General features: G+C 64.2%; 26 protein-coding genes. 4 read left to right on the top strand and 22 right to left on the bottom strand.

What is annotated here, in order from left to right:
* Positions 1 to 69 precede the first annotated feature (69 nt).
* Entirely contained in the window at positions 70 to 1,221 is a 1,152-nt protein-coding gene (locus tag AB4068_RS05740; protein ID WP_441432893.1) for a sulfite oxidase, read from the bottom strand.
* Between the two features lie 430 nt (positions 1,222 to 1,651).
* Here AB4068_RS05740 and AB4068_RS05735 point away from each other — a divergent pair, with 430 nt between their 5' ends.
* Genes AB4068_RS05735 through AB4068_RS05725 form a run of 3 tightly spaced genes read left to right on the top strand, consistent with a single transcriptional unit; the run spans position 1,652 to position 3,093 of the window.
* The gene (locus AB4068_RS05735) at positions 1,652 to 2,254 is read left to right on the top strand and encodes a DUF1214 domain-containing protein (protein ID WP_284988709.1); all 603 of its coding nucleotides are present in this window, start codon (positions 1,652 to 1,654) and stop codon (positions 2,252 to 2,254) included.
* Position 2,255: 1 nt separating this feature from the next.
* Positions 2,256 to 2,915, top strand: a complete 660-nt coding sequence (locus AB4068_RS05730) for a DUF1254 domain-containing protein (protein ID WP_332602417.1) — start codon at positions 2,256 to 2,258, stop codon at positions 2,913 to 2,915.
* Between the two features lies 1 nt (position 2,916).
* Positions 2,917 to 3,093, top strand: coding sequence for a hypothetical protein (locus tag AB4068_RS05725; RefSeq protein WP_441432892.1), 177 nt, complete (start codon positions 2,917 to 2,919; stop codon positions 3,091 to 3,093).
* A 27-nt stretch (positions 3,094 to 3,120) separates the two neighbouring features.
* On the opposite strand, the gene AB4068_RS05720 is transcribed toward AB4068_RS05725, so the two are convergent.
* The 4 genes from AB4068_RS05720 to AB4068_RS05705 form a co-directional block, all read right to left on the bottom strand.
* Positions 3,121 to 3,762, bottom strand: coding sequence for a dihydrofolate reductase family protein (locus AB4068_RS05720; protein ID WP_284988711.1), 642 nt, complete (start codon positions 3,760 to 3,762; stop codon positions 3,121 to 3,123).
* A 227-nt stretch (positions 3,763 to 3,989) separates the two neighbouring features.
* Positions 3,990 to 4,346 (bottom strand): ribbon-helix-helix domain-containing protein, encoded by a 357-nt coding sequence (locus AB4068_RS05715; RefSeq protein WP_216363181.1) that lies wholly within the window; start codon positions 4,344 to 4,346, stop codon positions 3,990 to 3,992.
* The gene (locus AB4068_RS05710) at positions 4,343 to 4,552 is read right to left on the bottom strand and encodes a hypothetical protein (protein WP_284988712.1); all 210 of its coding nucleotides are present in this window, start codon (positions 4,550 to 4,552) and stop codon (positions 4,343 to 4,345) included. Before AB4068_RS05710 ends, AB4068_RS05715 begins: the two co-directional genes overlap by 4 nt.
* A gap of 183 nt (positions 4,553 to 4,735) precedes the next feature.
* Positions 4,736 to 5,623 carry a methyltransferase family protein gene (locus tag AB4068_RS05705; RefSeq protein WP_307055419.1) on the bottom strand — a complete coding sequence of 296 codons (888 nt, stop codon included), beginning with the start codon at positions 5,621 to 5,623 and terminating at the stop codon, positions 4,736 to 4,738.
* Positions 5,624 to 5,831: 208 nt separating this feature from the next.
* Here AB4068_RS05705 and AB4068_RS05700 point away from each other — a divergent pair, with 208 nt between their 5' ends.
* Positions 5,832 to 6,305, top strand: a complete 474-nt coding sequence (locus tag AB4068_RS05700) for a MarR family winged helix-turn-helix transcriptional regulator (RefSeq protein ID WP_059388590.1) — start codon at positions 5,832 to 5,834, stop codon at positions 6,303 to 6,305.
* On the opposite strand, the gene AB4068_RS05695 is transcribed toward AB4068_RS05700, so the two are convergent.
* From AB4068_RS05695 to AB4068_RS05615, 17 genes are all read right to left on the bottom strand, one after another.
* Positions 6,302 to 6,556, bottom strand: a complete 255-nt coding sequence (locus AB4068_RS05695) for a hypothetical protein (protein WP_059388591.1) — start codon at positions 6,554 to 6,556, stop codon at positions 6,302 to 6,304. The genes AB4068_RS05700 and AB4068_RS05695 overlap by 4 nt on opposite strands.
* A gap of 197 nt (positions 6,557 to 6,753) precedes the next feature.
* Positions 6,754 to 7,551 carry an SRPBCC family protein gene (locus tag AB4068_RS05690; protein ID WP_306963346.1) on the bottom strand — a complete coding sequence of 266 codons (798 nt, stop codon included), beginning with the start codon at positions 7,549 to 7,551 and terminating at the stop codon, positions 6,754 to 6,756.
* Positions 7,552 to 7,573: 22 nt separating this feature from the next.
* Positions 7,574 to 8,428, bottom strand: a complete 855-nt coding sequence (locus tag AB4068_RS05685; protein ID WP_441432891.1) for an FAD binding domain-containing protein — start codon at positions 8,426 to 8,428, stop codon at positions 7,574 to 7,576.
* Complete coding sequence (locus AB4068_RS05680) at positions 8,425 to 10,794, bottom strand: xanthine dehydrogenase family protein molybdopterin-binding subunit (RefSeq protein ID WP_306963350.1); 2,370 nt, start codon at positions 10,792 to 10,794, stop codon at positions 8,425 to 8,427. Before AB4068_RS05680 ends, AB4068_RS05685 begins: the two co-directional genes overlap by 4 nt.
* Complete coding sequence (locus AB4068_RS05675) at positions 10,791 to 11,303, bottom strand: (2Fe-2S)-binding protein (RefSeq protein WP_284988716.1); 513 nt, start codon at positions 11,301 to 11,303, stop codon at positions 10,791 to 10,793. The genes AB4068_RS05680 and AB4068_RS05675 overlap by 4 nt, the downstream gene beginning before the upstream one ends.
* Before the next feature lie 91 nt (positions 11,304 to 11,394).
* Positions 11,395 to 12,561, bottom strand: a complete 1,167-nt coding sequence (locus tag AB4068_RS05670) for an XdhC family protein (RefSeq protein WP_306963352.1) — start codon at positions 12,559 to 12,561, stop codon at positions 11,395 to 11,397.
* Positions 12,554 to 13,669, bottom strand: a complete 1,116-nt coding sequence (locus tag AB4068_RS05665) for a vWA domain-containing protein (RefSeq protein ID WP_332602410.1) — start codon at positions 13,667 to 13,669, stop codon at positions 12,554 to 12,556. The genes AB4068_RS05670 and AB4068_RS05665 overlap by 8 nt, the downstream gene beginning before the upstream one ends.
* 4 nt (positions 13,670 to 13,673) lie before the next feature.
* On the bottom strand, positions 13,674 to 14,570 hold the full coding sequence (locus tag AB4068_RS05660; protein WP_441432890.1) for an AAA family ATPase: 897 nt from the start codon (positions 14,568 to 14,570) through the stop codon (positions 13,674 to 13,676).
* A 42-nt stretch (positions 14,571 to 14,612) separates the two neighbouring features.
* Positions 14,613 to 15,653 (bottom strand): GTP 3',8-cyclase MoaA, encoded by a 1,041-nt coding sequence (moaA, locus tag AB4068_RS05655; RefSeq protein ID WP_441432889.1) that lies wholly within the window; start codon positions 15,651 to 15,653, stop codon positions 14,613 to 14,615.
* Positions 15,654 to 15,770: 117 nt separating this feature from the next.
* Complete coding sequence (locus AB4068_RS05650; protein ID WP_441432888.1) at positions 15,771 to 16,319, bottom strand: DUF2087 domain-containing protein; 549 nt, start codon at positions 16,317 to 16,319, stop codon at positions 15,771 to 15,773.
* Between the two features lie 136 nt (positions 16,320 to 16,455).
* On the bottom strand, positions 16,456 to 18,897 hold the full coding sequence (locus AB4068_RS05645; protein ID WP_441432887.1) for a glycoside hydrolase family 32 protein: 2,442 nt from the start codon (positions 18,895 to 18,897) through the stop codon (positions 16,456 to 16,458).
* 232 nt (positions 18,898 to 19,129) lie between these two features.
* Positions 19,130 to 20,257 (bottom strand): acyltransferase family protein, encoded by a 1,128-nt coding sequence (locus AB4068_RS05640; protein WP_441432886.1) that lies wholly within the window; start codon positions 20,255 to 20,257, stop codon positions 19,130 to 19,132.
* A gap of 120 nt (positions 20,258 to 20,377) precedes the next feature.
* Positions 20,378 to 20,518 carry a hypothetical protein gene (locus AB4068_RS05635; protein ID WP_441432885.1) on the bottom strand — a complete coding sequence of 47 codons (141 nt, stop codon included), beginning with the start codon at positions 20,516 to 20,518 and terminating at the stop codon, positions 20,378 to 20,380.
* Between the two features lie 64 nt (positions 20,519 to 20,582).
* Positions 20,583 to 21,140 (bottom strand): dihydrofolate reductase family protein, encoded by a 558-nt coding sequence (locus AB4068_RS05630; RefSeq protein WP_059388600.1) that lies wholly within the window; start codon positions 21,138 to 21,140, stop codon positions 20,583 to 20,585.
* Positions 21,141 to 21,558: 418 nt separating this feature from the next.
* Positions 21,559 to 22,404 (bottom strand): restriction endonuclease, encoded by an 846-nt coding sequence (locus AB4068_RS05625; protein ID WP_441432884.1) that lies wholly within the window; start codon positions 22,402 to 22,404, stop codon positions 21,559 to 21,561.
* A 9-nt stretch (positions 22,405 to 22,413) separates the two neighbouring features.
* Entirely contained in the window at positions 22,414 to 22,590 is a 177-nt protein-coding gene (locus tag AB4068_RS05620) for a hypothetical protein (protein ID WP_441432883.1), read from the bottom strand.
* Positions 22,591 to 22,705: 115 nt separating this feature from the next.
* Positions 22,706 to 23,956, bottom strand: coding sequence for a Fic family protein (locus tag AB4068_RS05615; protein ID WP_441432882.1), 1,251 nt, complete (start codon positions 23,954 to 23,956; stop codon positions 22,706 to 22,708).
* Positions 23,957 to 24,377 lie beyond the last annotated feature (421 nt).

The raw sequence follows: 24,377 nt of genomic DNA, 5'->3' as shown, positions 1-24,377 counted from the left end.
TAGTGGACTCACAGTACTCATGCCGTTGCACACGGTCAACGGCCCGGCTTCGGCGTGCCGGCGGGCGAGTTACTCCCGGACGGTCACAGCCAGCCGCTGGATGTCGTTGTTTCCCATGCCTTGATAGTTCCACTCCGGCGTTTCCGGCTGGGTCTGCCCTGTGGAATCCGTCGCACGGCATGCCAAATCGTGGGAACCGGGCGTTGCGATCCACGTGAATGTCCATCCGCGCCACGCATGCCGGCCGGTGGGAGCTTGAAGTTGGGCCTGCTCCCAGACCCCGTCCACGCAGACTTCCACGCTCTCCACGGTTCCTTGCCCGGACCAGGCCCGGCCGCTCAGCTGAACCGGTCCCGCGTTCACCGCGCGTTGCCGTGTGAAGAAATCTGGAACGCCGGGGGGAGCCATGAGGGAACGGACTTTGATCCGTTGGACGGGCTCGCCGGGATCGCCTGCGTCTTGGGTGTAACGGTAGGAGTCGAGCTGTTGGTAACCGTCGAAGCTGTGGTCAATTGCCTCGATGGATTGCAGCCATTTGACGCTCGTCATTCCGTACCAGCCCGGGACGAGGAGCCGGACGGGGTAGCCATGTTGAGGTGGCAGGGCTTGGCCGTTGACCTCATAGGCGAGCAGGACGTCGTCGGACATTGCTTCCGCGAGCGTCAGGCTGCGCGCGTACTGGTGCTCCACGCCGCCCTGGATCCCACGGTCCGCGCCCGTGAAGACGAGTTCGACGGCGTCGGGTGACACGCCGGCGTCGAGCAGCAACGGAGCAAGCGGGGTGCCGGTCCACTCGGCGGTGCCCACCCCACCCTGGTCCCAGGGCTGGCTCACAGGCCGCGGTTCCAGCCGCGAGCGGCCGTTGCCGGCGCACTCCATCGTGACGGCTTGGGTGCGGCGCTCGCGGTGCTGGAGGTCAGGCAGGGTGTACTCGTGCGGATGGTCCACGAGCCCGCCGATATTCAGCCGCCACGAGACGGGATCGATCTGGGGAACGTCGAAATGGACCAGGAGATAATGCATGCCCAGCGGTGTGACGGGCCATCGGAGCATTTCCAGCGGCATGGCGTGGTTGCGCGAAGCGAGTTGCAGTTCCTCGCGGGTGATGGGACCGGTTGTCGGAGCGGCCGGTGCGGTTGGTTCTGTCGGAACAGCGGGGGCGGTAGGGGCCGGGGTGGCAACAGCGGCGCCTTCCGCTGTGCGGCGGGTGTTGACGCTCATGCTCCCAGTATGGTCGCCCGTGGCGGTGGTGTCACTGGGATTTGCGCGGGGAAGCGAGGCGCTTGTCCCGCGGCGTTCGGCGACGGGGCGGGGGGTCCGCGTCCGACGTCGGGCTGTTGGGAAAGTATTCTTGGTCTTTGGCGCTTGCGCTCCTGGACAGAGACAGATGGAAGAAGGAGAGCCTCCGTGAAAATCCGAGCCCCACGACTCGACGTGAGTGGCGTTCTCCTTGTTTGGGCCCTGATATTCGGGCTTTGGCAACCTTTTATTTGGTGGCGGGGGATTGTCGCTGCCGTATGTTTGATCATCGCGCTGTGGGGCTTTGTTGCTTGGTACCGGCGTCGTCCTGCGCGGGGGCGTTCGCGCAACTAGTTCCAGGCCGGATCGGTGCGACCCCCCCAACCACATAGCCCAGTGGTAGTTTGCGGTTATGGCAAATGCCCTCGCGTGGTTCTCCCAGTCCGGTGTGGTGCAAGGATTGATTCTCGGTGCCGTGCTTGCGTTCTTGACGGCGATCCTCGTCATGAACGCCGTGGGCAGGGCGCTCACAACGACCGTCAACGGTTGGAGTGCCATCCGCAAATGCGGCCAGCCCGGCAACGGAGTCCTCGTCCGGGCCGCCTGCGCCAAGGCCCTGCCTGTCGTGAATGTGTTTGAAGAGGCTGCGTACTGGACCGCCACTGTGGATGGCTCAGGGCAAACGCTGAGCGGCGGGAATGGATACGTCCTGCATTTTCCTCCCGGGAACCTCCCGCCGCATGACGCCTTCTGGTCGCTCACCCCGACCGATACCGTCGGGTACATGGTGGAAAATCCCACCAATCGCTACAGCGTTGGTGACCGTTCCGCTCTGGCACAGAATGCCGACGGTTCGGTCGACATCTATCTGCAGCATCAGGCTCCGAGCGGGCACGAGCAGAACTGGCTGCCCATTCCGTCCGGAAAGTTCAAGCTGATGTTCCGCGTGTATCTGCCCGGCGCGGCGATTCTCGACGACACGTACCAATTGCCGCCGGTTGTCAGGGCGCAGTGAAATGAACCGCCTCATCTTGAAATACGGACGTCCCCTCACCGCCGTCATACTGGCCGTCTTCGCCTGGGTCATTTACCGGCGCATCGCCAACGGGGACGGAATCGTTCCTCTGGTCATAGCGGCGGTCATCGTATGGGGGCTCGGCGCGCCCGCTTTCATCTACCTCTGGCCGCGACTCACAGTCAACGGGTACAAGAGGGCGATACTCAAGCACGGATTCGGTGAGGGCCCCATCCCCGTCAACACGCTGTACGCCGTGCCCGGCACATCGTCCCCGTCGACGGCGACTTCGCGCGGGAGCCTTATGGCAACCGGGGCCGACGACTTGCTCTACATCGGCGGTTGGCTCGACTTGAGCAAAGGGCCGCAAATCCTGCACGTACCGGACATGGCCGGGCGCTATTTCAGCGTGCAGTTCACCGACCCGTCAAAAAGCACAAACTTTGCCTACGTCGGCAAACGCACCACGGGAACCGAAGCCGGCGACTATGTCCTCAGCGGACCCGGCTGGAAGGGAACGGTACCCAACGGAATGACGCAGATTTCTTCGCCAACTGATTCCGCGCTCGTCATTGGCCGAGTTTTCGTCGAAAGCGACAGCGATCTTCCAACCGCTTACGCGCTCGCGAAGCAAATCCAGCTCGCGCCGCTAAAGCAATAACGTGATCAGCACAGAAGTACGACGGCGGACGGCTCGCCGCCGCTGGCTGGCCGACCGGCCCTTCGACGTCGCCGAGGACGAAATCGCCAGATTCCGGTGTAGCGGGAAGAGCCCCCTGCCGATCTTTCTCTTGTCCTTCGCGGTTCCCAGCCTGGCGCTCACGCTCAAACGCGAGTAGCCGCACTCAGACGATCCTGTGTGATGGTTATCGGCGGAAGGTGACGTGGATGATGCCGCTTTCGGCGGTCTCTGACGTGACGGTGTAGTCGCTTTCTAGCCCCCGGAGATCGTCCCAGAGCCGTATTCCGCTACCGAGCAGGATTGGTGTGATCGCGACGTGCAGCCGATCGACAAGTCCGGCACTGAGGTAATCGCGCACAACGGTGGGGCCACCTCCGATACGCACATCCTCTTCACCCGCCGCACTGAGCGCTCGTTCAAGCACTTCTTCGGGGCTGGTGCTGACGAAGTGGAAGGTCGTACCGCCGGCCATCGTGATGTCAGGGCGGGGGGTGTGAGTGAGGACGAACACCGGGACGCGGAAGGGCGGCTCGTCACCCCACCAGCCCTTCCACTCGGGGTCGTCGGGAAAGTTATGGAACCCGAACATGCCGGCACCCATAATCTCAGCTCCGACCCCCTCGAAGTAGGCCGCGGCGTATTTGTCGTCGACACCGGACGTTCCTTCTCCACTGGTGTCATGCAGAACCCGCTCACGGAAAGTGCGGGTGGACGTATATGCGTCAACGAGTCGGCCCCAGTCCGAACCGAACGGATTCTCCGGAGTTGCGTCCGTCGTCGTGGCGAAACCATCCAGCGAGATATTCAGGTCAACTCGAACAGCCATGGTGAAGGTCCCCTCAGATCAGTGGTTGCGTTATGCACCCACCATACTGGTGGTGAGATCTCCTCCACGGAAGAATTCCTGGACGAATTCGTCATCCCTGGGAGCACATGAAAAGTGACCAAGGAGACCAACAGTATGAAATAGGCGGCCAAGAGTGGGCAAACATACCCCCAATCGGCAGCGTTGTCATCTACGACTACCGGGCCCGTCAATCAGCTGTCTGCCTGTCAGGAGGCTTTGGCAAGGTATTGGGCCAGTGCTTCCCTGAGGATTTCGCTCGGCTTGCGGTGCTCGATTTCGGACCGGGCAACCAGTTGTGCGTCCATGTCCTTCGGGAGGCGGATGGTCCGGGACGGGGATGTTCCGCTGCTGCTCAGGGAGGGTTTGCCGACGGCTCTTTTTACTGCCTCGGGCGAGCCCAGGGCTGCTTCCAGCAGGGCGCGTCCGGCACCTTGCCCGGACGCCTTGGTGATGCGGGCGTCAGGGCCTATGTCGGCGGTCTCCGCCCATTCGCCCAGGGCACGGAAGTGGGCCTGTTCCTCCGGGCTCAGGTCCTGACCGCCCTTGGCCTTCTTCTCATTCATTCCGTTGTTCCTCTCTCGGCAATGTCGAGTATCTTCCGCCTTGCCTCCATCACGTGGAAGACCAGGATGTCGTTAGGCGGTGTAATGACTGCCATGACTTCGAGAATCGTCCGGCGGTCCCGAGAAGGGCCGATAAACAGATCCGGACGTGCGCCTGATTCCACACGCGGCTCATCGAACTCTTCAACGTGGTAGATCTGGTTCAAGATTGCATGCAACGCATCCCCGCGGGCAATTCCATGTTTGTTTGCGCTGTCCGCCCACCTGATCCCCATTTTAATATTGTCTCACAATAAAAGGGTTATTGCGAGACAATATTGGGCTGTAGCTCTCGGTCCGAGCGAGCGAGACTGAGGAACGACAACCTTCGAAGGGACATGGGTGTGCACTCATCGTTCCTGAGTGCGCGAAGCCCTCGACACCCCCGGTACCCAGCAGCGCACGGCATCGCGGTATTGACGGAATTCTTCGCCGAACCGTTCTTCCAGGTCAGATTCCTCAAGCGGCCTGACAACGTAATTCCACACCAGCGAGCCCACGACGGCGTAGGCCACTACCAGCCATGACTGCAGGATGACGCCAACTGCCGCGCCCTGGAGAATGCCTGCGGCCGCCATTGGATTCCGGATCCAGCGATACGGACCCGCGATGACCAGATGATTGGGCATTGCCGACGGCAGCGGGGTGCCATTGCCCAACGTCGACATCGCCACGGCCGCCGAGATACCAAGGGCGCTGGCTAGTACCAGAACGGCGACACCCACAGGAGCGGCAAACGACGGAAACGGGAGAACCACCGCCCAGCGCTGTTCGAGAAAGGCAACTGCGAACGGAATCACCGCCAGGAAGAACCCCCAGAACAGGACAATTTGCCCAAATGTTGAGGCCACGTGGGCGGCGGCGGTCGCGCGGGGGATTGCGGGACGGAATGCGAACGGACCGCGGATGATCCACGCGGTCGGCACGTGTCCCAGCAAGACTAGGCAGAGCGAGATCAGCGAGCCCGCGCTCGCAGCGCCCATGCCGAGTACGCCCCAGCCCGCTTCGGTTGTGACAGTGGCGTAAACCGCCAGTGCGACGGCGACGGCGCCCGTCCAGCCGGCACTCACCAGCGCGGCAGCCTTTACGCCAAAAGACGCCACGGCCGACGCCACGACGAATAAAGGAATGTCGAAGACAGCAACCGCAACCGGGTCGAGGTTACCGAGGGTCGCCTCGCGCACCACCGGCGACAGGAAAACCGCGGCCCACCACAAGAAACCGGCAATCGCCTGCATGGCGAAATATGCCCTGCCCCACCAAATAGCTCCGCCCCGCCGAATCAAGGGCGACACCCGCGCAGCCCAAACATGCGTAGCCCCAATCCCAGACAATTTTGGCTCAGCCTACCGAATTCGAACGCTGCGTCCGTCTTCACACGAGTCCCTCGCAGGACTAGTTAACCCCTCACCCCCCCAAAATCCCCTCACCGCTACAATGGGACATATGCCGGACATCGAGCGTTGGCCCACCGGAAGGTTGCTGTCTACAGCGGCCCGGTTGGTGGAACACGCTTGGGACGAGAATCTCAGGGCGATCGGCCTCACCCACGCCGGCGTCATCGCGCTGGAGGTTCTTGCAGCCACTGGCCCCATCACCCAGACCACGCTCGCCCAGATCGTGCGTGTGCAGGCCCAAACCATGGGGCAGACCCTCAGCAGGCTGGAGTCACACGGGCACGTTAGCCGCCGTCGAAGTTCCGAGGACCGCCGGGTACACGTCGTTTCGCTGACCGATGCCGGCAGGGACGCACTTGAGCGGGCAGCGGAATCGGAACGGCAGGTTCTTGCCCAGGTATCGATCGATACGTCGATGTTCCGGCAGGAACTGAAAACAGTCGTGCGCGAACTGGCAGGCCGGCAAGCACCAGAAGGAGACAGCGCTAGCGCCCCTCTTGCCTCCGCGGCATTGGAAGACTAGTCCGAGGAAACATCGACGGCGGCCTGCTCACCGGGCGCAGGAACCTCGCCGCGCGTGGAACGCTCACCGCGGGCAGCCAACTCATCCAGGACCGCGTCGTACCAGGACTTGACCCCGAACTCGGGCTTCCCGACGTCGAGCAGCCTGAAAAGGGCGTCGGCCAAAAAGTTGAGCTCCGCAACGGACAGCTTCGCAAGCCCCTGGACCGGGTCCAGTTCGCCTTCCAGGCATGAGGTGAGTAATGCGTTCACAGCGCAGCTCCAAGCATGGGAGCAGCTACGTAAAGAGTCTTGGAAGAGAGGGGAGTCGGGCGGGTCATGAGGTCGCTCCATGGAAAGAGTTCCTAGGGCCGCTGCATAACCCACCCTGATGATATCGACACGTGGAGCCGCGCGGCAAGCGCGCCGCGCGGCCGGAAACCACCAGCAACAATGCCTAAGTGGGGCGTTCAGTTCCTTCCCCGTCGCCGGACAAGCCAAGCCACCAGAACCACGACGGCGGCGGCGCAAAGCACGGGCCCGAAACGACGCACTAGCACCGGCCACACGGCCGAGCCCAGATCCAATTCCGACGACGACGCGAGCGGCGCGGACCGAGGTGCGGGTGCAGCCGCGGCCGCAGGCACAGGCGCCGCCGGCGGCTCAACCACCTGCGCTGCAGAACCCGCAGCGGGCCCGACGGCGGCGGGCCCGGCGGCTGCTCCAGCCGCGGGCTCCCCGGGCTGCGCTACCTCGCCGGTAGCCGTCCCGGACCCTGCCGACGCAGCCGAGGCTCCGGCGTCGGGCTCGATTTCGCTCGGAGCCCCGCCGCCCGCCTTCCCGATCACGCACTGGACAAACTGCTCCAGCAACTTGTCCGAGATGTCCTGGATGACTCCGCGGCCGAATTGGGCCGGTTTGCCGGTGACGTTCATGTCGGTGGTCACGTCCACGGCGGTGCCGTCGCCGTCGGGCGTCAGCACTGCCGTGACCGTGGCACCCGCTGTGCCGTTGCCGCGTTTGTCCTTGCCCGTCGCCGAAATGACCACCGTGTGGGTCTCCTGGTTGCGTTCGAGGAATTCACCCGTACCGGTATAGATCATGGCGATCGGCCCGAGCTTGACCTTGACCGTTCCGGTGAACTGCTCGCCGCTCACGGACGTGAGGGTCGCCCCAGGGAAACAGGGCGCGATGTCTTCCAGTTGGTTGAAGGAATGCCAGGTGTCCTCCAGCGAACTGGGAACCACGAAGTGATGTTTGAGTTCCACGTCTCCCTCCGCCCGCCTTCCGCTAGAGCCCGGCGGCCGCGATAACGGCCCGCTTGGTCAGGACCTCGGCCAAGCGGCGGCGGTAGGCCGCGTCACCGTTGAGGTCGCTCGCGGGATCGGTCCCCTCGGCAGCGTGTGCGCTCGCCGAGGCGATCGCTTCCCGGGTCAGCGCGGCGCCCACGAGTGCCTGCTCGACGGCGGTCGCCCGCAACGGCGTGCTGGCCATGTTGGTCAAGCCGATCCTGGCCTCGGCGATCGTGCCGCCTTCCACCCGGACCATCACGGCAACCGCCACGATGGACCATTGTTGGGCCACCCTGGTGAATTTCTCGTAGTGCGCACCCCAGCCGGTGTACTTCGGCACCCGAATATGGGTGAGGATCTCGCCGTCGTCGACGGCGGTAGTGAAGTACCCCTGGAAGAAGTCCGCCGCTGCCACCCGGCGCTCCCCCTCCGGACCTGCCAGGATGAACGCGGCGTCCGCGGCCAGCACCGGTGCGGGCATGTCGCCCGCCGGGTCGGCGTGAACCAGGGCGCCGCCGAACGTGCCGCGGTGGCGGACCTGGGGATCCGCGACCGTCGCAGCTGCCTTGGCCAGCAACGGCACGTGCTCGGCAATAAGCGGGTCCGTGGCGATCTGGTGGTGCGTTGTCATGGCTCCGATCAGCAGGGCGTCGCCGTCGTCGCGGACCCCGGACAACTCGCCGATCCGGCCCAAATCGACCACCATCGCCGGGTCGGCCAAGCGCAGCTTCATCACGGGGATGAGGCTTTGACCCCCGGCCAACAGCTTTACGTCGTCGCCGGCGTCGGCCAACACGCTCAACGCCTCCGCCACCGTGGCCGGAGCGGCGTAATCGAATGCGCTCGGAATCATTGCACATCTCCCGTGGTCTTGGCTTCTTCAAGGGCGGCCCACACACGCGCCGGCGTGCATGGCATCTTGATGTCCTTCACGCCAAGGTGCCGAATCGCGTCCAGCACGCCGTTGACAATGGCGGGCGTCGAGGCGATGGTTCCTGCCTCGCCGACTCCCTTGGCCCCCAACTGGTTGGTGGTGGACGGCGTCTCCGTGCGCGCCGTTGTGAAGTGCGGCAGGTCGGGCGCGCCGGGCACGAGGTAGTCCACGAACGAGCCCGTGACCAGGGTCCCGGCGTCGTCGTGCACGGCCTCCTCATAAAGGGCCTGAGCGATTCCCTGCGCCAGGCCGCCGTGGACCTGGCCCTCCACAATCAGCGGATTGACCACCACCCCGACGTCGTCCACGCAAACGTACTTGCGGATGCTGACCTGCCCGGTCTCGGTGTCCACTTCCATGGCGGCCAGATGGGTGCCGTGCGGGAAGGAGAAGCTCTGCGGGTCGAAGGTGGCATCCGAATCCAGATTGGGCTCAAACCCTTCCGGCAGGTTGTGCGCCGAGAAGGCGGCGAAGGCGACTTCACCGAAGGCAGTGGACTGATCAGTGCCCTTGACGCTGAACTTGCCGTCCGTGAACTCGATGTCCTCCTCGCTGGCCTCCATCATGTGCGCTGCCAGGACCTTAGCCTTCTCGATCACCTTGTCCGCAGCGGCCAGCACCGCCATACCACCGACGGTCAGCGAGCGGGAGCCGTAGGTGTCCAGGCCCCGCTGGGAGACCTGTGTATCACCATGCAGCACTTCGACATTTTCGAACGGCACGCCGAGCCTGTCCGCCACGAGCTGGCTCCACGCGGTTTCGTGACCCTGGCCGTGGGGGGAAGTGCCCGTGACTACCTCGACGTTGCCGGTGGGCAGCACCCGCACCTGGGCGTGCTCCCAGCCGCCGGCCGCGTAACTGAGCGCGCCAAGCACCCGGGATGGAGCCAGGCCGCACATTTCGGTGAACGTGGAGATGCCGATGCCGAGTTGGACGGGATCGTTGGCTTCGCGGCGCCTGGCCTGCTCTGCCCGGAGTTCGTCGTAGCCAAAGAGTTCCAGGGCCTTCGCCGTGGCCGCCTCGTAGTTGCCGCTGTCGTATTCGAGTCCGGTGACAGTGGTGAAGGGGAATTCCTCGTGGGTGATCCAGTTCTTCTTCCGCAGTTCGAGGGGATCCATGCCCAGTTCGACGGCGAGCTCATCCATCAAGCGCTCGATCGCAAAAGTGGCTTCCGGCCGGCCTGCGCCCCGGTAAGCGCCCGTCCACGCCTTGTTGGTGAAGAGGTTGTTGCATTCCAGTCGGTACGCCGGGAATTTGTAGATGGCGTTGTACATGAACGCGCCCAGGATCGGGATGCCCGAGCCGATAATGCCGAGGTAGGCGCCCATGTCCGCCAGCAGCTGGATGTCCAGCCCGGTGACAATCCCGTCCTTCGTCGCCGCGAGCTTCACCTTCTGCACTTGGGCCCGGCCGTGATGCCCGGACTGAAGCGACTCGCTGCGGGTTTCGGTGTATTTGCACGGCTTGCCGACCCGCCGGGCTGCCATGAGGGTGATGAATTCTTCCGGGATCACCGTCAGTTTTCCGCCAAAACCGCCGCCCACGTCGGGGGCGATCACACGCAGCTTGCTTTCCGGGAGGCCGAGCGTCAATGCCAGGATCAGCCGCAGGATATGGGGTATCTGCGTGGACGACCACATGGTGATCTGCTCACTCGTCGGATCCACCACGATCGAGCGCGGTTCCATGAAGGCCGGGATGAGGCGTTGCTGGTAAAAGGTGCGTTCGATGAGGACTTCGGCGTTCTCCAACGCCTCGGCGATCGGCTTGCCTGTGCCTGCTTCGCCCGAGTCAAACACCCACGTCGCCGAGAGATTGGAATCCAAGCTGGAGTGGGCCAGCACCTTGTCGGTGAATGCTTCCTCCAGATCCAGGACCACCGGAAGTTGGTCGTAGCTGACGTCCACGAGTTCGACGGCGTCCCGCGCCGCTGCGGCGCTGCGGGCAACGATGCAGGCAACTACCTCGCCGGCAAAGGCCACCTCGTCGACGGCGATCGACGGGAACGCGGGCGCCTTCTGCTCGGCGGTGACGGGCCAGACGTTGGGCAGGCTGCCCTGTTCCGCGGCCAGATCGGCTCCGGTGAACACGGCGACGACGCCGGGTGAGGACTTCGCGGCTGAGGTGTCGATCGAGGTGATCCTGGCGTGGGCGAACGGACTGCGGACCATGGCCAAATGGAGCATGCCGGGCAACGTCATGTTGTCCGTGTACCTGGAGCGCCCCGTGATGAGGTGCGCGTCTTCTTTGCGGAGGCGGGGCCTGCCGATTTCGGCGATGGTCATGCCACACCTGCCGTTTCTGATTCGTCGCTGTCCGCGGAAACCGTACCGTCAGCGGCTGCCTGTACCGCGGCAACTATGTTCTGGTACCCGGTGCACCGGCAAAGGTTTCCTTCGAGGCCGTCCCGGATTTCCTGTTCGGTGGGGTGCGGATTTTCGGTGAGGAGGGATGCCGATTGCATGATCATGCCGGGCGTGCAGAAGCCGCATTGCAGCGCGTGGCATTGGTGGAAGGCTTGCTGCAGCGGGGCGAGCTTGCCGTCCCGGGCCAGGCCTTCGATGGTGGTGACGCTGTGGCCGTCTGCCTGAACCGCGAACATGGTGCAGGATTTGACGCTGACTCCGTTCAGATGGACGGTGCAGGCGCCGCAGTTGGTAGTGTCGCAGCCGATCAATGTGCCGGTCTTGCCAAGCCGTTCGCGCAGGTACTGGACCAGCAGCAATCGTGGCTCGACATCGTCTGTGTAGCTCACATCATCGACTTCGACGGTGATCGTCTTGGAACTCGCCATTGGGATCTCCTGTCGCGTTGGACGACGGGCACGACTGCCCGGCATCCAGTCCTGATGTGACACAGGTTACTCCTCGGAAGGGGCGAGCGCCCTAGCCCGGCTTGAGTTCGTACCCCGCATCCTCGTGGTCCGCTTCAACCGTGGGTTCGTGGTGGATCCGAGCCTCCATGGTGCTCAATCTTCCGCCGCCGCCACCCCAGTGCAAGGCAATGATTTCGGCGGCGATGGAGACGGCCGTTTCCTCCGGGGTGCGGGATCCCAGGTCCAGGCCGATCGGGCTGGAGAGCCTGGCCAATTCGGCCTCGCTCAGGCCGGCTTCGCGCAGCCGTTCCAATCGGTCGTGGTGCGTGCGCCGGGATCCCATCGCGCCCACGTAGGCCACGTTGTGGCGCAGTGCCAACTCAAGGAGCGGCACGTCGAATTTCGGATCATGTGTGAGCACACAGATCACGGTGCGCTCGTCCACTTGGCCGGCAGCGATCTGCGCCTGCAGGTAGCGGTGCGGCCATTCCACCACCACCTCGTCCGCCTGCGGGAACCGGGCAGCCGTCGCGAAAACCGCGCGTGCGTCGCAGACCGTGACCCGGTAGCCCAGGAAGGTGCCTTGCTTGGCGACGGCGGCGGCGAAGTCGATCGCGCCGAACACCAGCATCCGCGGCTGCGGGGCGAAACTGAGGGCGAACACGCGCATGCCCTCGCCGCGCCGCTGCCCGTCCGGTCCGTACATGAGCGTGGCGTTGCGGCCCGCGGCCAGCAGGCCCTGGACGTCATCGGATACCGCATGGTCGGCACGCTCGCTGCCGAGGGAACCCACGAACCCCTCCGGGCGGACCACCAGGTGGCGGCCCAGCCACGCCGGATCGGGGTGTTCGATCACGGTGACGATGGCAACCGGCCGGCCCGCACCGACGTCGTCCGCTACCTGGGCCAGTTCCGGGAAGTTCTCAGTGGAGACCGGCTCCACAAAAATGTCCAGGATCCCGCCGCAGGTGAGGCCGACCTCGAACGCGGCGTCGTCACTGATGCCGTAGCGCTGCAGCACCGGCTTGCCGGACTCGACCACCTTGGTGGCCAGTTCGTAAAGCGCTCCTTCGACGCACCCGCCGGACACCGAGCCCACCGCACTGCCGTCGGCGTCGACCATCATGGCGGCACCGGCCGGCCGCGGTGCGGAGCGGAAGGTGCGCACCACCGTTCCGAGTCCTACTGTGTGGCCAGCCGCCATGGCGGCGACCAGATCGTCCAAGACCTCACGCATTGGCAACCACGTCCAACAACTCCTCGAAACTCTGCATTGAGTGCCCCCCTATAAAGAAGTCAACGTGCGGCAGCACCGCCCTGATTCCCCGTTGCAGCGGCTCGTACCCCGCCTTGCCGCGGTGCGGATTGGACCAAATGATCCGCCTCGCCAGGTGGTGCAGCCGCTCGGCTTGGCGTCCCAGCAGTGCGGGGTCGCCGCGCTCCCAGCCGTCGCTGGCAATCACGACGACGGCGCCGCGCACCATCACGCGCTGCCCCCACCGGTCGTTGAACGCCCGCAGCACTTCTCCGAGCCGGGTACCGCCGGACCAGTCGGGGACTGTGCGGCCGGCGAGGGCCAAGGCATTGTCCGGGTCTGGCACCCTCAGTGCGGCAGTCACGCGGGTCAGGCGGGTGCCCAGCGTGAACACCTCCACTTGGCGCGGGGCGGCTTCCACTACCCGGTGGGCCAAGCGAAGCAGGCTGTCCGCGTACGGTGCCATGGAGCCCGAAACGTCGATCAGCCAGACCACCCGGCGGTTTTTGCGGGGAGCCCGGGCGCGGCGCAGCGGCCCCGGTTCCCCGCCGCGGCGCAGCTGGTCGCGCAGGGTCCGCACCCGGTCCACGTCGCCGTGCCGGTCGAGGTGCTTGCGCCGGGTCTGCCGGGTGGGCAGGCGCACCGGCAGCTCCTCGAACATCCGGTGCAGCAAGGCCCGTTCCTCGTCGTCCAATACGGCCACATCGCGGTGCCGAAGCAACTCCCGGCGGCTGGCGAGTGCCCGCAACTGTTCCCTCCTACCTTCCGGGCCGCCGTCGTCGTCATCCAAAGTGGCAGCGCTCACGGACGTCGCGGAGTTTTCCAGGCGTTGGGCGGCGGAGTGTTCCACGGCAAACCAGGCCTCAAACGTCCGCTGGTAGGCGGGCAAGTCCTCCGGCGAGGCGCATAGCGTCGCGCGGCCGGCCCAGAACACGTCCGAACGGCGGTCCAACTTGAGCCTGCCGACGGCGTCGACGAAGCTGAGCGAGCGGTCCGCGGTCACTTTCACGCCGGCCGCACGCACGGCTGCAGCGAAGGCAAGGAGGATCTCTTCGGCGCTGTGTTCGGGGCTTTGTCCTGCCGTTGGCATGGGCTCAGCCGAGCATCCGGGCCAGGGCAGCCGAGACGCGCTCGGTGTCCTCGCGGTACTTGCACAGCGCGCCGATGCTGGCCGCGGCCGAAGCCAGGTCAAGCTCGGCCCGGCCGAGCTGGTGCAGCGCGCGGGCCCAGTCCAGGGTCTCGGCGACGCCGGGAGGCTTCAGTACGTCGTCGGTGACCCGGATCTGCTGGACCGCGCGCACCACCTGCTCGGCCAGGAGCGCGGGTACCTGGGGGAGCCGGGTGCGCACAATCTCCACTTCTCGGGCCAGCCCGGGGTGGTCGATCCAGTGGTAGAGGCAGCGGCGTTTGAGCGCATCGTGCAGGTCGCGGGTCCGGTTGGAGGTGAGCACCACGATCGGCGGGGTTTCAGCTTTGACCGTGCCGAACTCGGGGATGGAGACCTGATAAGTGGAGAGCACCTCCAGCAGGAACGCCTCGAACTCGTCGTCGGCCCGGTCGATTTCGTCGATCAGGAGCACCGCCGGGCTTTGCTGCAGCGCTTTGAGGATGGGACGCGCCAGCAGGAACCGTTTGTCGTAAAGCGAACTTTCCAGTTCGGCCACGCTCAGCCGCGCGTCCATTCCCGCTCCGCCGCTGGCCTCCACGCTGCGCAGATGCAGGATCTGGGCGGTGAAGTCCCAGTCATACAACGCCTGCGAGGCATCGATTCCCTCATAGCACTGCAATCGGATCAGCGGCAGCCCGAACCCTTCCGCTAGGGCCTCCGCGAGGGAGGTCTTGCCCGTGCCCGGTTCGCCCTCCAGAAGCAGCGGCCGTTCCATGCTCAGGGCGAGGTAGCCAATGGTGGCCAGGCCCTCGTCGGCGAGGTAGCCGGTGGCGGCCAGCATTTCGGCCAGCGCTGTGGCGGAGCTGATCGACGTCTGCGTCATGGCACCAGCATAGGGTCACCGGCAGGGCTCCGGTCTGGTGGGCTACCCGCCGATGTACGACATCTCGATCTTGTGTGTCGCTGCGGGGTCTTGAGGCGTGTGCGAACTGCGCAGTTCCGAGTAGCGGTCCGCGCGGCCGCCCCACAAGGCGGACAACGCCGTCGAAAGCTCGACGTCGGACGCCCCGCCTCTCAGGAGTGCCCTCAAGTCCGTGCCCGCCGTGGCGAAGAGGCACGTGAACAGCTTCCCGTCGGCGGAGAGCCGGGCCCGCGTGCAGCCGCGGCAGAAGGCTTGGGTCACGCTGGAAATGACCCCGATTTCGCCGCTGCCGTCCGCGTAGCGCCAGCGACCCGAGGTCTCGCCGGGGTAGTTCGGCGCCACGCGCTCCAGCGGAAGCACCGCGCCGATGCGGGCCAGGATCTCGGCTGAGGGCACCACCTCATCCATTTTCCAGCCGTTGGACGCACCCACGTCCATGTACTCGATGAACCGCAGAATGAACCCGGACCCTTTGAAGTGGCGAGCCATGGGAAGAATGTCCTGATCGTTCGTCCCCCGCTTGACCACCATGTTGATCTTCACGGGCCCGAGACCCGCGGCCTGGGCAACGTCTGCGGCATGCAGGACCTTCGCCACGGGATAGCCGACGTCGTTCATGGCCTGGAAGGTCTCCTCCCGGAGGGAGTCCAGCGAGACCGTCACCCGGTTGAGCCCCGCATCCTTGAGGGCTTGCGCCTTCTGCGCCAGGACCGAGCCGTTCGTGGTCATCGCCAGGTCCGGTGCCAGCCCGTCGGGAGTGCGCAAGCGGGCCAGCATCCGGACCAGTTCCTCGATGTCCTTCCGCAACAGGGGTTCACCGCCGGTCAGCCGGATCTTCCGCACACCGTGTCCCACCGCGATCGACGCCAGCCTGGTGATTTCCTCAAACGTCAGCAGCTGGTCCCGGGGCATGAAAACGAAATCCCGCCCGAAGATTTCCTTGGGCATGCAGTAGACGCACCGGAAATTGCACCGGTCCGTGACGGAAATCCGCAGGTCCCGCAGGGGCCGGTGGAAGGTGTCGGTGATGGAATTGGCGTCCATGCAGCGCCCTCTCAACGCGGTAGTAGTGCCAACCGCTTGTGCCTCTCCCAGAGTATGCCCGGTCCCGGGCGCCCACAATGGAGGCGGGTGAGACGAAAGGGATACTTGGTTCCGTATCTAGCCGCTGCGGCCGCCGTCGGCGTCTTCTTTGGGGGCCAGCCAGTAGGCCGAGCCGTCGGGCGTGCGGCTCACGATGCCGGAGTCCACGAGATACCGCCTGAGCATTGGGACATCGTTGGTGAGCCCGGTCAGGCGTTCGTTGAGCTCTTGTTCCGCCACCCGCTCGCTGGCGTCGAGGACGCGCGTGGCTACCCAGGCCAGAACCTTGAGTCGGTCTGCCTCCCGCGCGGGATAGCGATCGATGCGGCCGTCCGCAGTCAAGAAGCGCTCGACGCCGGACGGGCTGGGTGCCGACGAGAGGCCCGCCAATGCGTCGCGGAAGGCATGCTCACGGATGCGGTAGCGGACGCTACCCTCGGTCTCGGCCGTCTCGACCAGCCCTGCCTGGTCAAGGAGCGTGAGCGCCCGTTCGAGTTTTGCCGGCGAGAGCGAGCTGCCCGGGGTTCCGCCAACGATGATCTCAGCGAAGACTCTCCGGGCTTGAGCGCTTGCCAGCGCCGCGAGGAGGCGCCGCGCATCCGGCGTCCTCGATGAGTCGCTGCCCATGAGCTCAGCATAGGCACAAATGGGCGCGCCGTCCTGACCTTCTTTCGTTTCGGAAAGCGCTTACGACACGGCGAGTCGCGTCATGTCGAGGCTTTTGCGCGGCAAAGAAGGTCAGGACGGACAGGCCACGTTCGACTTAGGCGGCCGGTATGTCTTCGAAGGCGACTTGGTCGAGCAGGATATGGCCCCAACTTCCCGTGCCGTTATCGACCACTTGGATCTGGGCGCTCTGGCCAACGAGGTCGGAGACGTTCCACGACGTCCAGGCGAGGCGTTCGCTGTTCTGGCCCGTCGCGGTGCGGACCACCTGTCCGTTGACCACAAGATTCACCGTGGTCTGATTGTCCGGCTCACCTCCAACCGCGTTCGGCACGCTGCTGAACACGATCTGGTCCACCATGATGTGGCCCCAGGATCCGCTTGCGTGGTCGATGACCTGGATTTGCGCCTTCTGCCCCACGAGCGTGTGGACGTCCCAGTTCACGTTCGACATCGTCGATGAATTCTGGCCTGTTGCCGTTCGCACTACCTGCCCGTTGACGAGGAGGTTCACCGCCGCGGCGCCGGACTGGCCCCAGGGGTGGTTTCCTCCACCGATGAGGAAGTCGATGTAGTCCCGCGTGATCGTGAACGTCGGTGACGTGATCGCGCCCGTGGAGGCATCACCTCCCCCGACGTACGTATCGAGGACCTTGGAGCCGAGCTGGTTGGGGAGGGATTCCGCCGTCGGGCCCTGGCCAATGTAACTGCCCGACGCCGTCCACCCGGCACCCCACGTCGCGCCCTCGAAGTCGGCGAAGACGTCCGACGGCCGCGGGTTGTTCCCGCCTCCTGCGAGGAAGTTGACGTACGAGTGGCCGATGGTGAACGACGGCGAGGTCAGCATTCCGGTCGCTGCGTCACCACCGTTGAAACTGTTGGCGAGCTTGTTCCCCAGGTAGCCCGTGACGGGCTGCTGATTGGTGAGAGCCCCGCTGGCGGGCCCTGAACCGAAGGCCGCTCCCGCCGTCGTCCATGAACCATAGGTGCTGCCCTCGAAGTCCGCGTACGGCGCCGCGGGGTTCGCCTGTTCGGTGATGTTGGCGAATTCCGTGATCGAGAGGTTGGCGAAGTTTGCGCTGCCGCCGATCGTGTAGAGGGAGATCCCCGTGTCCGACGACGTGAAGAAGGCCTGATTAGAGAGTACGACCCGGCCGTCGTCGGCGAAGACCTCCACGCTGCCATGGTCCACGAGGATCCGGAGGTGCACGGCCGTCGTGCCCGAGGCGAGCGGCGCCTGGGACTGCTGGTACGTGCCGAAGGAATACGGCACTTGGTCCTGCGCAGAGCGATCGACGTAGAGGTTGCCCCCGTAGGCACCGATGTTCGTGTGCCGGCTGCCGTCCTTGTTCTCGCCGACGGAGATGCCGACGTTGTTGAGTGTGGTCCAGCTGACGTCCGCATCGAGCTCGTAGGCCGAGCCGTGGTAGTCGAGGGTTGTCCGTCCATTGACCGTGGCGTTGGCGGGTTTCACGGTTTTGGTGGCGTAGTTGGCCAGATTCGGGGTCGGCTGGGATAGGAGGCTGTAGATGCCGCTGCCCTCGGACTTGAGGCTGAGCTGGCGCACCACGGACATCTGGCCGTTGTAGTTGTCGGTGGAGTCCGTCGGCACGGTGTGCGGCGCGTAGTGCCAGTTGTTCATCCAGCCGATCGCGTAACGGGAAGCGTCGGGATTCGCGGCGTCCGGCCAGGTCACCGAGGCATACCAGTCCGAGCCCCAGTCGAGCCACTGCGGGTCCGTCTGGTCCGCGACGAACGCCGAGCCGTTCCACGTTCCGGTCCAGTACGCGTAGGTGTCCGGCTTGCCGCTGTAGTCGCCCTGCATGCTCCCGGCCATGACCCAATGCCACGAACCGTCGTTGGCCTTCATCTGGAAGATGTCCGGGCACTCAACGCCGCCGATGTTCGGGGTGGTGTAGCTGAAGTCGGTTTGGTGCGTCCACGTCTTAAGATCCGGCGAGGTGTAGAAGGTGATCTTTTGCTGGCGGCCGATCGCGGCTACCCAGCTCGAGTGTGCCGCGTCCCAAACGATCTTCGGGTCGCGGAACCAGTCCGAGGCGTCCGGGTTGGCAATGACCGGTGCGCCGTACTGCGTGAAGGTTGTCCCGCCGTCGGTCGAGTACCAGAGGTATTGCGATTGCTGGAACGGGTCGCCGTCGGTGGGCTGCGTGGCGAGCGCGACGACGGCGCCGGCCCCGAAGCCCGCGGTGTTGTTGGTATCGATCACCGAGGAGCCGGTCCAGACAGGGAAATTGCTTTGGAGGGGGAGGGCGTCGCCTTGGTCGTTGAACACCACAGTGTCCGACGACGTCGCATGTCGCCATCCGCCGGGGCCGTTGTCCTGGTTGCTGTGGAGGTAATACAGGTTGTACTTGCCGTTGAGATAGATGGGCCGCTGAGGGTCGCTCAGCCATCCTGACGGGGGAGTCATGTGGTAGACGGCCCGCATTGGCGGTGGGGTCGCGCTGCCGACGGCTCCTGCGCCGGGGATGTCCCCGGTAACTATGGTTGTGGTGAAAAACATCGTGAGCGCTGCCAAGAGGGCGAGTATGCTCGCCCTCTTCGACAGCCTCCTTGCTGAGTGGGCCATAAGATCTCCGGGTCTCGGTCAGGACTACTCGACCGCCGATGGCTCTGCGTCGAGCCTCTGCACACGGCGTTGTTGAGCAGGCGGGGGAGCTTGGGTGGAGCTAAGGATTTTTGATTAAACGCTTAATCACGGCAACAATAGCTGGCACTTGACTCGTGATCAAGCGTTTAAGTGGATTATTTTAGCTGGTTGCCCGGAGGGCGAGGCGGCGCATGAGGGCGCGCCGGATCCGCTGGGCTGGCTGTTCAATGGCCACGCAGCTCAAGAAACCAAGCGGCCAGACCGCCACGAGAGCGAACGCAGCAAACCCGAGCGCGGGAACGTGGGATGGAATGTGGGCGGCTGCGAGGAGCTGCTGGACGGGCCATCCGTAGATGTAGATCCCGTAGGAGATGTCGTAGCGGGACCCGATGGGGGACGCGCTGACGATTGAACCGATCGACAGGACGAGATAGGCAAACGGTAGCGGGGCGAGGGCTGTGCCGTAGCCCGTGGCGAGGGCGCCCCACACGGCCAGTGCGGCGAGGAGGCTCGGCGCCGCACCGACGCGGACCTTGTGTCTCTGGGTGGCAAGGAGGGATCCGGCCATGAAGACCGCGAGCAGCGGGAGGACGAATTCGGTGCGATTCGGCCCGAAGCTGCCTGCGAGCAGCTTTCCGAAGACTGCTCCCGTGGATGCGGCAAATAGCAGGAATATTGCAGTGGCCGCGCCTCGCCTGCTCTCCGGAATCCTGCGGAGCAGGAATACAATCGCGGCGATGATAACGTAGCAGAGCCCCTCCCAGGTGAGGGTCCATAGGGGGCCGTTCCAGTCAAAGCGGTCGTTGTTGCCCCAGAGGGACGTCCCGATGGCGGGCGTGTCCATGACGCCGATGCTGAGTGCCAGCGCCGCGCCGAGGAAGGCCAAGGCTCCGCGCGGGTCGTAGGTCCCGTGTGTCAGGAGGGCGCCAAGCGGTGCTGCCAGGAAGGCAACAGTAAGCGCCGCGACCACGAGGGCCGGATAGATGCGGGCGAGCCGTGCTGCGGCATACTCCAGCACGGTGTCCGAGCGTTCGGCGCTGACGGTGATGAGATAGCCGGAGATGGCGAAGAAGCCCATGACGCCAGCGGTCCCGAGCTTGATCCCGTAAAGCGAGGGTTCGGGGCCGTAGCCACCCAGCCACCAGGAATGGGAGACGATCACGGCTGCCGCGAAGACCAAGCGCAGGGCGTTCAGCGAGTTTCGCCCGGAGCCCAGGGCATTACCCAGGGTGCGGGCGCCGAGTATGGCCCGGCCCGGACGGTCCACGGCTGTCGTTGGGGTCTTCATGGGCTGGTCATCTCTTTTGGGCTCAGAGGCTGTTCGGGTGACCTTCTTTGGGTGTGACCCGGATAACAACCCTGACTGAATCTACACGAGTAGATCCGAGGAGGGCAAGCGACTTCTTTCTCAACCAACCAGCCGCACCTCGCCTTGGCCGAGCTGACCAGCTGGAAAGAGACGGCCACGGCCGTAGCCGGACACGGCAGCGCCGACCTCGAGCGGCTTGACGATGACGAGACCGTGGAGCGGCCGTAACACCGTACCCATCTGGTTCTGCCTTCACGAGCGCACGGTCTTTCAGCCGAAGCTCACCCGCGACGGACAGCCACCCTCAGTCAGCCCGTCGATAGTGCAATGCGACCGCGCCGTTGCTGAGCGGCTCCGCCGAGATCAGGTCGAGGCGTCGCGTGCTAGGCAGTCCGCCCTGGTACAGGGTGGGACCGTGGCCGGCAATCCTGGGATGGACAAGGAACTTGTACTCGTCGATCAGATCCAGTTGGTCCAGCGCTGTTGCAAGTTTGCCGCTGCCGACGAGCACCCCGCCGGGAGTCGCATCCTTGAGATCCTGCACCGCCGTTTGGAGGTCGCCTACGAGGTGGTGGCTGTTGGTCCACGGGAAGTCGCTTCGCGTCGACGACACAACGTACTTCGGCTTGGCCTCCAGCTTGAGCGCCCACTCGCGCATCGCAGGCGGCGCGTCCTCCTCGCCGCGGGCGACCGCTGGCCAGTAGCTCTCCATCATCTCGTAGGTGGTGCGACCCCAGAGCATTGCGCCGCCGTCGTCCATGAGGCGGGTGAAGTAGGCGTGCGTCTCGTCGTCGGCGATCCCTTCCCGATGGTCGACGCAACCATCCAGGGTGACGTTGATGCTGAAGGTAAGGAGACCCATGCGACGATTCTAGGCCGCCCACTTGCCGATGTCTCAACTATCACTGCGTTGCCAGGGAGGCTGCTTTCGTCGGAATCGCTGTCGGAATCGCTAGGGTTCGCTCGGGTAGTCATCGTCTTCCTGGCGCCGTGGGATTCACGAAGGCGATCAGTTCCCTGCTCGACGAGTTGCGGCGGCTCAGTCGGCGAAATCTGGACCACCACGCCCCGTGAAAGCAGAAAACCCCTGGCTGACCAGGGGTTTTCTTTGGCGGCCCTTGTGACGCTAGGTTGAAATTATGAACTATGGACACGAATCGCGAAGTTAGTAGATAGCAGCACTCAGCCCTGAACCAAATCCGGTCCATTAGTCGGGTCCTATCTGATGGTTTACCTAGATGCGTTGGGCGGTCCATCAGATGCGTCAGGCCATCTCGACGTTATAGTGATACAAATTCGTCTTCGAGCGCAGCCGGTTCCCACGACTCGCAAATAAACTGTTGCCGTCCGTGGAGTTCTATGCCTCTAAGGACGACGAAAGAGAGCCCATTCAACTTAGCGAGTCCGATCATGACCTTTAGGGTGGGTTGCTCCAAGCCTCGGACGCACGAAGCTTCACCGTCCTTGAACCAGAGAGCCTGGTATCGCTCTGCTTCAGGTCGAGACCAAAACAAGGGGACAGTCTTGCCCTCGCCATCTGGAAATTGGTTTGCCAATTCTGGTGTCCAGGGCAGAAGCAACCACGACCCAGTCACTTTTCCGTTTTTGGCTTCCATGACCGTCCAGAACGGCTGACCAGATGCAGATTCGTCCGGGAGCATCGGCGCGAGGAATCGGTTGGCGACGGCCTGGCCAAAATGGGGGAGTTCGTCAAGCGTCATATGTCGAACTCCGTGGTCGTCAAGGTACTTGAGAGCGCCAGACTGGAAACCGCTTGCAGAGATGAAAAGACCAATCGTGCTGGGCATGTCCCTGACCTTTCCGCAGAAGGCGATCACGTCGTCCCGGCCGACCGGTCGTTTGTGGTCCTTACACTCAATGGCAACTCGGTGCTTGTTTCCTGCGATCTCATACTCGAAGAAGACATCAATGTTGTACAAGTTGCCGAAATTATCAGGAACCTGAGCCTGCTTCGTAACGGTAATATTCCTAGCGTGTCTGCTCAAGAGTGAGTCGTACACGTAACTCACGTAAGACTCCAGGAAGTCACCTGGACCCGCAGACTTACCATTCTCACGCCTGTACCACTCGTAAAAGTCACGCTTCAGCTTCGCCACGTTCCACATGCCTCTAGCCTATAAAGGACGCGCCGCATGGGGGACCAGCAGGTCCTCATCGCGGTGCTGAGAGGCCTCCACGATAGCGAGGAGGGCACGGAAGGCCGCCGTGGCGAGGGTCCGCTTGTCGTAGATGCCTTCGTGCTCGTCTGCGTAGTCCAGGGCGGCGGCCCACGCGGGACACTCCATGTCCATCGACGGTCACCTATACGAACTTCTAGCCAGTTCTAGGAAAGATACCTAGAACCCCCTATTACTCCGTATAGGTTCTCATAAGTCCATTTCCGGGTGGCCCGCCCCGTCGGTCGGCTCAGCTACGGCCGCGGCGCCCGGCACGTTCGGCGAATGCATCCAAGGCCGCCAGCATTTCAGGCGCCCGCCAGAACCGGCCTTTCTTGTATTTATCGACGCCGACGACGATCCCCGCTTCCTCCAGGGCATCCAGGGCGCGCTTCTGACGCATGTAGTCGAGGCCGAGCTTGGACCCCAGAACCGCGGCGTTGACAACTGGCTGGCTGGCCAGAAGATCCAGGACCGGCCATACGGCTGAGTCACGGCGTGCTGTGATCCTGTCAGCCCAACCCTCGGTAATGGCGACGACGTCGTTGGCGAGCGTCGTGCCGTTCTCAATGGCCCGGAACGCCGCTTCGGAGGTCACGGTGATGATGAGCTCCGGGTCTCCGGCCCGGAAAGCAGTGAGGGCAGCGTGATAGGCGCCGACGTTGGCGAGCAGCCCGGCGGAGACGGGGACAGTGACATGCGAGGCCACACCCCGGTGCTTGAGCATGGCGTGCAGCAAGGCTCTTCCGGTACGTCCGTTGCCGTCGGTGAACGGGTGGATGGTCTCGAACTGTGCGTGCGCGATGGCGGCCTGGATGATCACCGGGATGTCCCAGCGCCGGGTGTAGTCCATGACGTCGGTCATCAGCGCCGGGACACGGCTGTGGTGCGGCGGGACGAATTCCGCGCCGATCGGACTGTACTGGCTGGTGCCGATCCAAACCTGTTGGTCGCGCCAGTGTCCGGCGACGTCGGCGTCGCGGGTGCCGTCCATCAGGGCTCTGTGCATGTCCAGGACGCTCTCGGGCGTCAGGTGGTCGGCGGCGGCCAGCGCCGTCTCCATTGCCCGGACATTGCGGACGACCAAGGTGGCGTTGGCCTTGTCTTCTACACCGAGCTCGGCCTCACCCAGGCTGCGGGCGCTGGCGGTCAGGTTCTCGATCTGCGAGGAGGCGACTGACTCACTGCGCAGCATCAGGGACACGAACGGGCGCAGGTGCTTGCCGTAGCGTTCGTCGAACCGGCTGATCTCCTGGGCGGCTTCCTCGGCCAGCGCCGCGACCCTTGGAGAGGGGAGGTAGGTCGATTTTGCGATAGTCGAAGGGATCAACGCCTCATAGGGCTGCCCGGCCATCCCGGACAGATAGTTGCTGGTGCGGAAGGCGTCCTGGGTTCCGGTCCACTCGTAGCGTTCATACTCGGCCGCCGGCCAACCAGATGTACCGCCCAGGGTGACATGCCCGTAGATGCCTGTACCGTCCGCTTGCCCCGGCTGCTTCATGATCGCCTAACTGTAAGAATATCCCTTGGATTCTTACATTTATACTCCTAAGCGTAAGAACATGCCATGGCTTATCTCATTTAGCCAGCAAGGGCCACAGCACCATGTCAGCCTCTGGCCACCTCGATACGCGGAAGCCATTGCTCCGCGAGATCCCGTCTGTGGTAGCGGAAGAGAGATTGAACGGTGGAACCCACGTCATGGCGAGTTCATCGGTTAGCGCCGACGGGAGCGCTTTCCGGGGGACGGGGCCGACGCCCTGGCTTCCTTGGAACCGAGCTGGTAAAAGATCTGCCTCGGCAGCGACGCAAACATTCCTAACACGGACAGGTGAGTTGTGCTCGTCAACTGGCGCGGTTGGCCATCTTCTGTATCCACTCGGGGACTCTGCACGTTGCGTAACAGCCAAGGGCATCGCGTA

Source organism: Arthrobacter sp. 2RAF22, from assembly GCF_052115325.1.
Classification (GTDB): Bacteria; Actinomycetota; Actinomycetes; order Actinomycetales; family Micrococcaceae; genus Arthrobacter.
The sequence above is the reverse complement of the archived record's forward strand: the minus strand, read 5'-3'. Positions and strand labels throughout refer to the sequence as shown.

Excerpts from the sequence above, each read along its gene's own strand:
- AB4068_RS05740 (WP_441432893.1), bottom strand. The coding sequence starts at position 1,221 with ATGAGCGTCAACACCCGCCGCACAGCGGAAGGCGCCGCTGTTGCCACC.
- AB4068_RS05735 (WP_284988709.1), top strand. The coding sequence starts at position 1,652 with ATGGCAAATGCCCTCGCGTGGTTCTCCCAGTCCGGTGTGGTGCAAGGA.
- AB4068_RS05730 (WP_332602417.1), top strand. The coding sequence starts at position 2,256 with ATGAACCGCCTCATCTTGAAATACGGACGTCCCCTCACCGCCGTCATA.
- AB4068_RS05720 (WP_284988711.1), bottom strand. The coding sequence starts at position 3,762 with ATGGCTGTTCGAGTTGACCTGAATATCTCGCTGGATGGTTTCGCCACG.
- AB4068_RS05715 (WP_216363181.1), bottom strand. The coding sequence starts at position 4,346 with ATGAATGAGAAGAAGGCCAAGGGCGGTCAGGACCTGAGCCCGGAGGAA.
- AB4068_RS05705 (WP_307055419.1), bottom strand. The coding sequence starts at position 5,623 with ATGCAGGCGATTGCCGGTTTCTTGTGGTGGGCCGCGGTTTTCCTGTCG.
- AB4068_RS05700 (WP_059388590.1), top strand. The coding sequence starts at position 5,832 with ATGCCGGACATCGAGCGTTGGCCCACCGGAAGGTTGCTGTCTACAGCG.
- AB4068_RS05685 (WP_441432891.1), bottom strand. The coding sequence starts at position 8,428 with ATGATTCCGAGCGCATTCGATTACGCCGCTCCGGCCACGGTGGCGGAG.
- AB4068_RS05680 (WP_306963350.1), bottom strand. The coding sequence starts at position 10,794 with ATGACCATCGCCGAAATCGGCAGGCCCCGCCTCCGCAAAGAAGACGCG.
- AB4068_RS05675 (WP_284988716.1), bottom strand. The coding sequence starts at position 11,303 with ATGGCGAGTTCCAAGACGATCACCGTCGAAGTCGATGATGTGAGCTAC.
- AB4068_RS05670 (WP_306963352.1), bottom strand. The coding sequence starts at position 12,561 with ATGCGTGAGGTCTTGGACGATCTGGTCGCCGCCATGGCGGCTGGCCAC.
- AB4068_RS05665 (WP_332602410.1), bottom strand. The coding sequence starts at position 13,669 with ATGCCAACGGCAGGACAAAGCCCCGAACACAGCGCCGAAGAGATCCTC.
- AB4068_RS05660 (WP_441432890.1), bottom strand. The coding sequence starts at position 14,570 with ATGACGCAGACGTCGATCAGCTCCGCCACAGCGCTGGCCGAAATGCTG.
- moaA (WP_441432889.1), bottom strand. The coding sequence starts at position 15,653 with ATGGACGCCAATTCCATCACCGACACCTTCCACCGGCCCCTGCGGGAC.
- AB4068_RS05650 (WP_441432888.1), bottom strand. The coding sequence starts at position 16,319 with ATGGGCAGCGACTCATCGAGGACGCCGGATGCGCGGCGCCTCCTCGCG.
- AB4068_RS05640 (WP_441432886.1), bottom strand. The coding sequence starts at position 20,257 with ATGAAGACCCCAACGACAGCCGTGGACCGTCCGGGCCGGGCCATACTC.
- AB4068_RS05635 (WP_441432885.1), bottom strand. The coding sequence starts at position 20,518 with ATGGGTACGGTGTTACGGCCGCTCCACGGTCTCGTCATCGTCAAGCCG.
- AB4068_RS05630 (WP_059388600.1), bottom strand. The coding sequence starts at position 21,140 with ATGGGTCTCCTTACCTTCAGCATCAACGTCACCCTGGATGGTTGCGTC.
- AB4068_RS05625 (WP_441432884.1), bottom strand. The coding sequence starts at position 22,404 with ATGTGGAACGTGGCGAAGCTGAAGCGTGACTTTTACGAGTGGTACAGG.
- AB4068_RS05620 (WP_441432883.1), bottom strand. The coding sequence starts at position 22,590 with ATGGACATGGAGTGTCCCGCGTGGGCCGCCGCCCTGGACTACGCAGAC.
- AB4068_RS05615 (WP_441432882.1), bottom strand. The coding sequence starts at position 23,956 with ATGAAGCAGCCGGGGCAAGCGGACGGTACAGGCATCTACGGGCATGTC.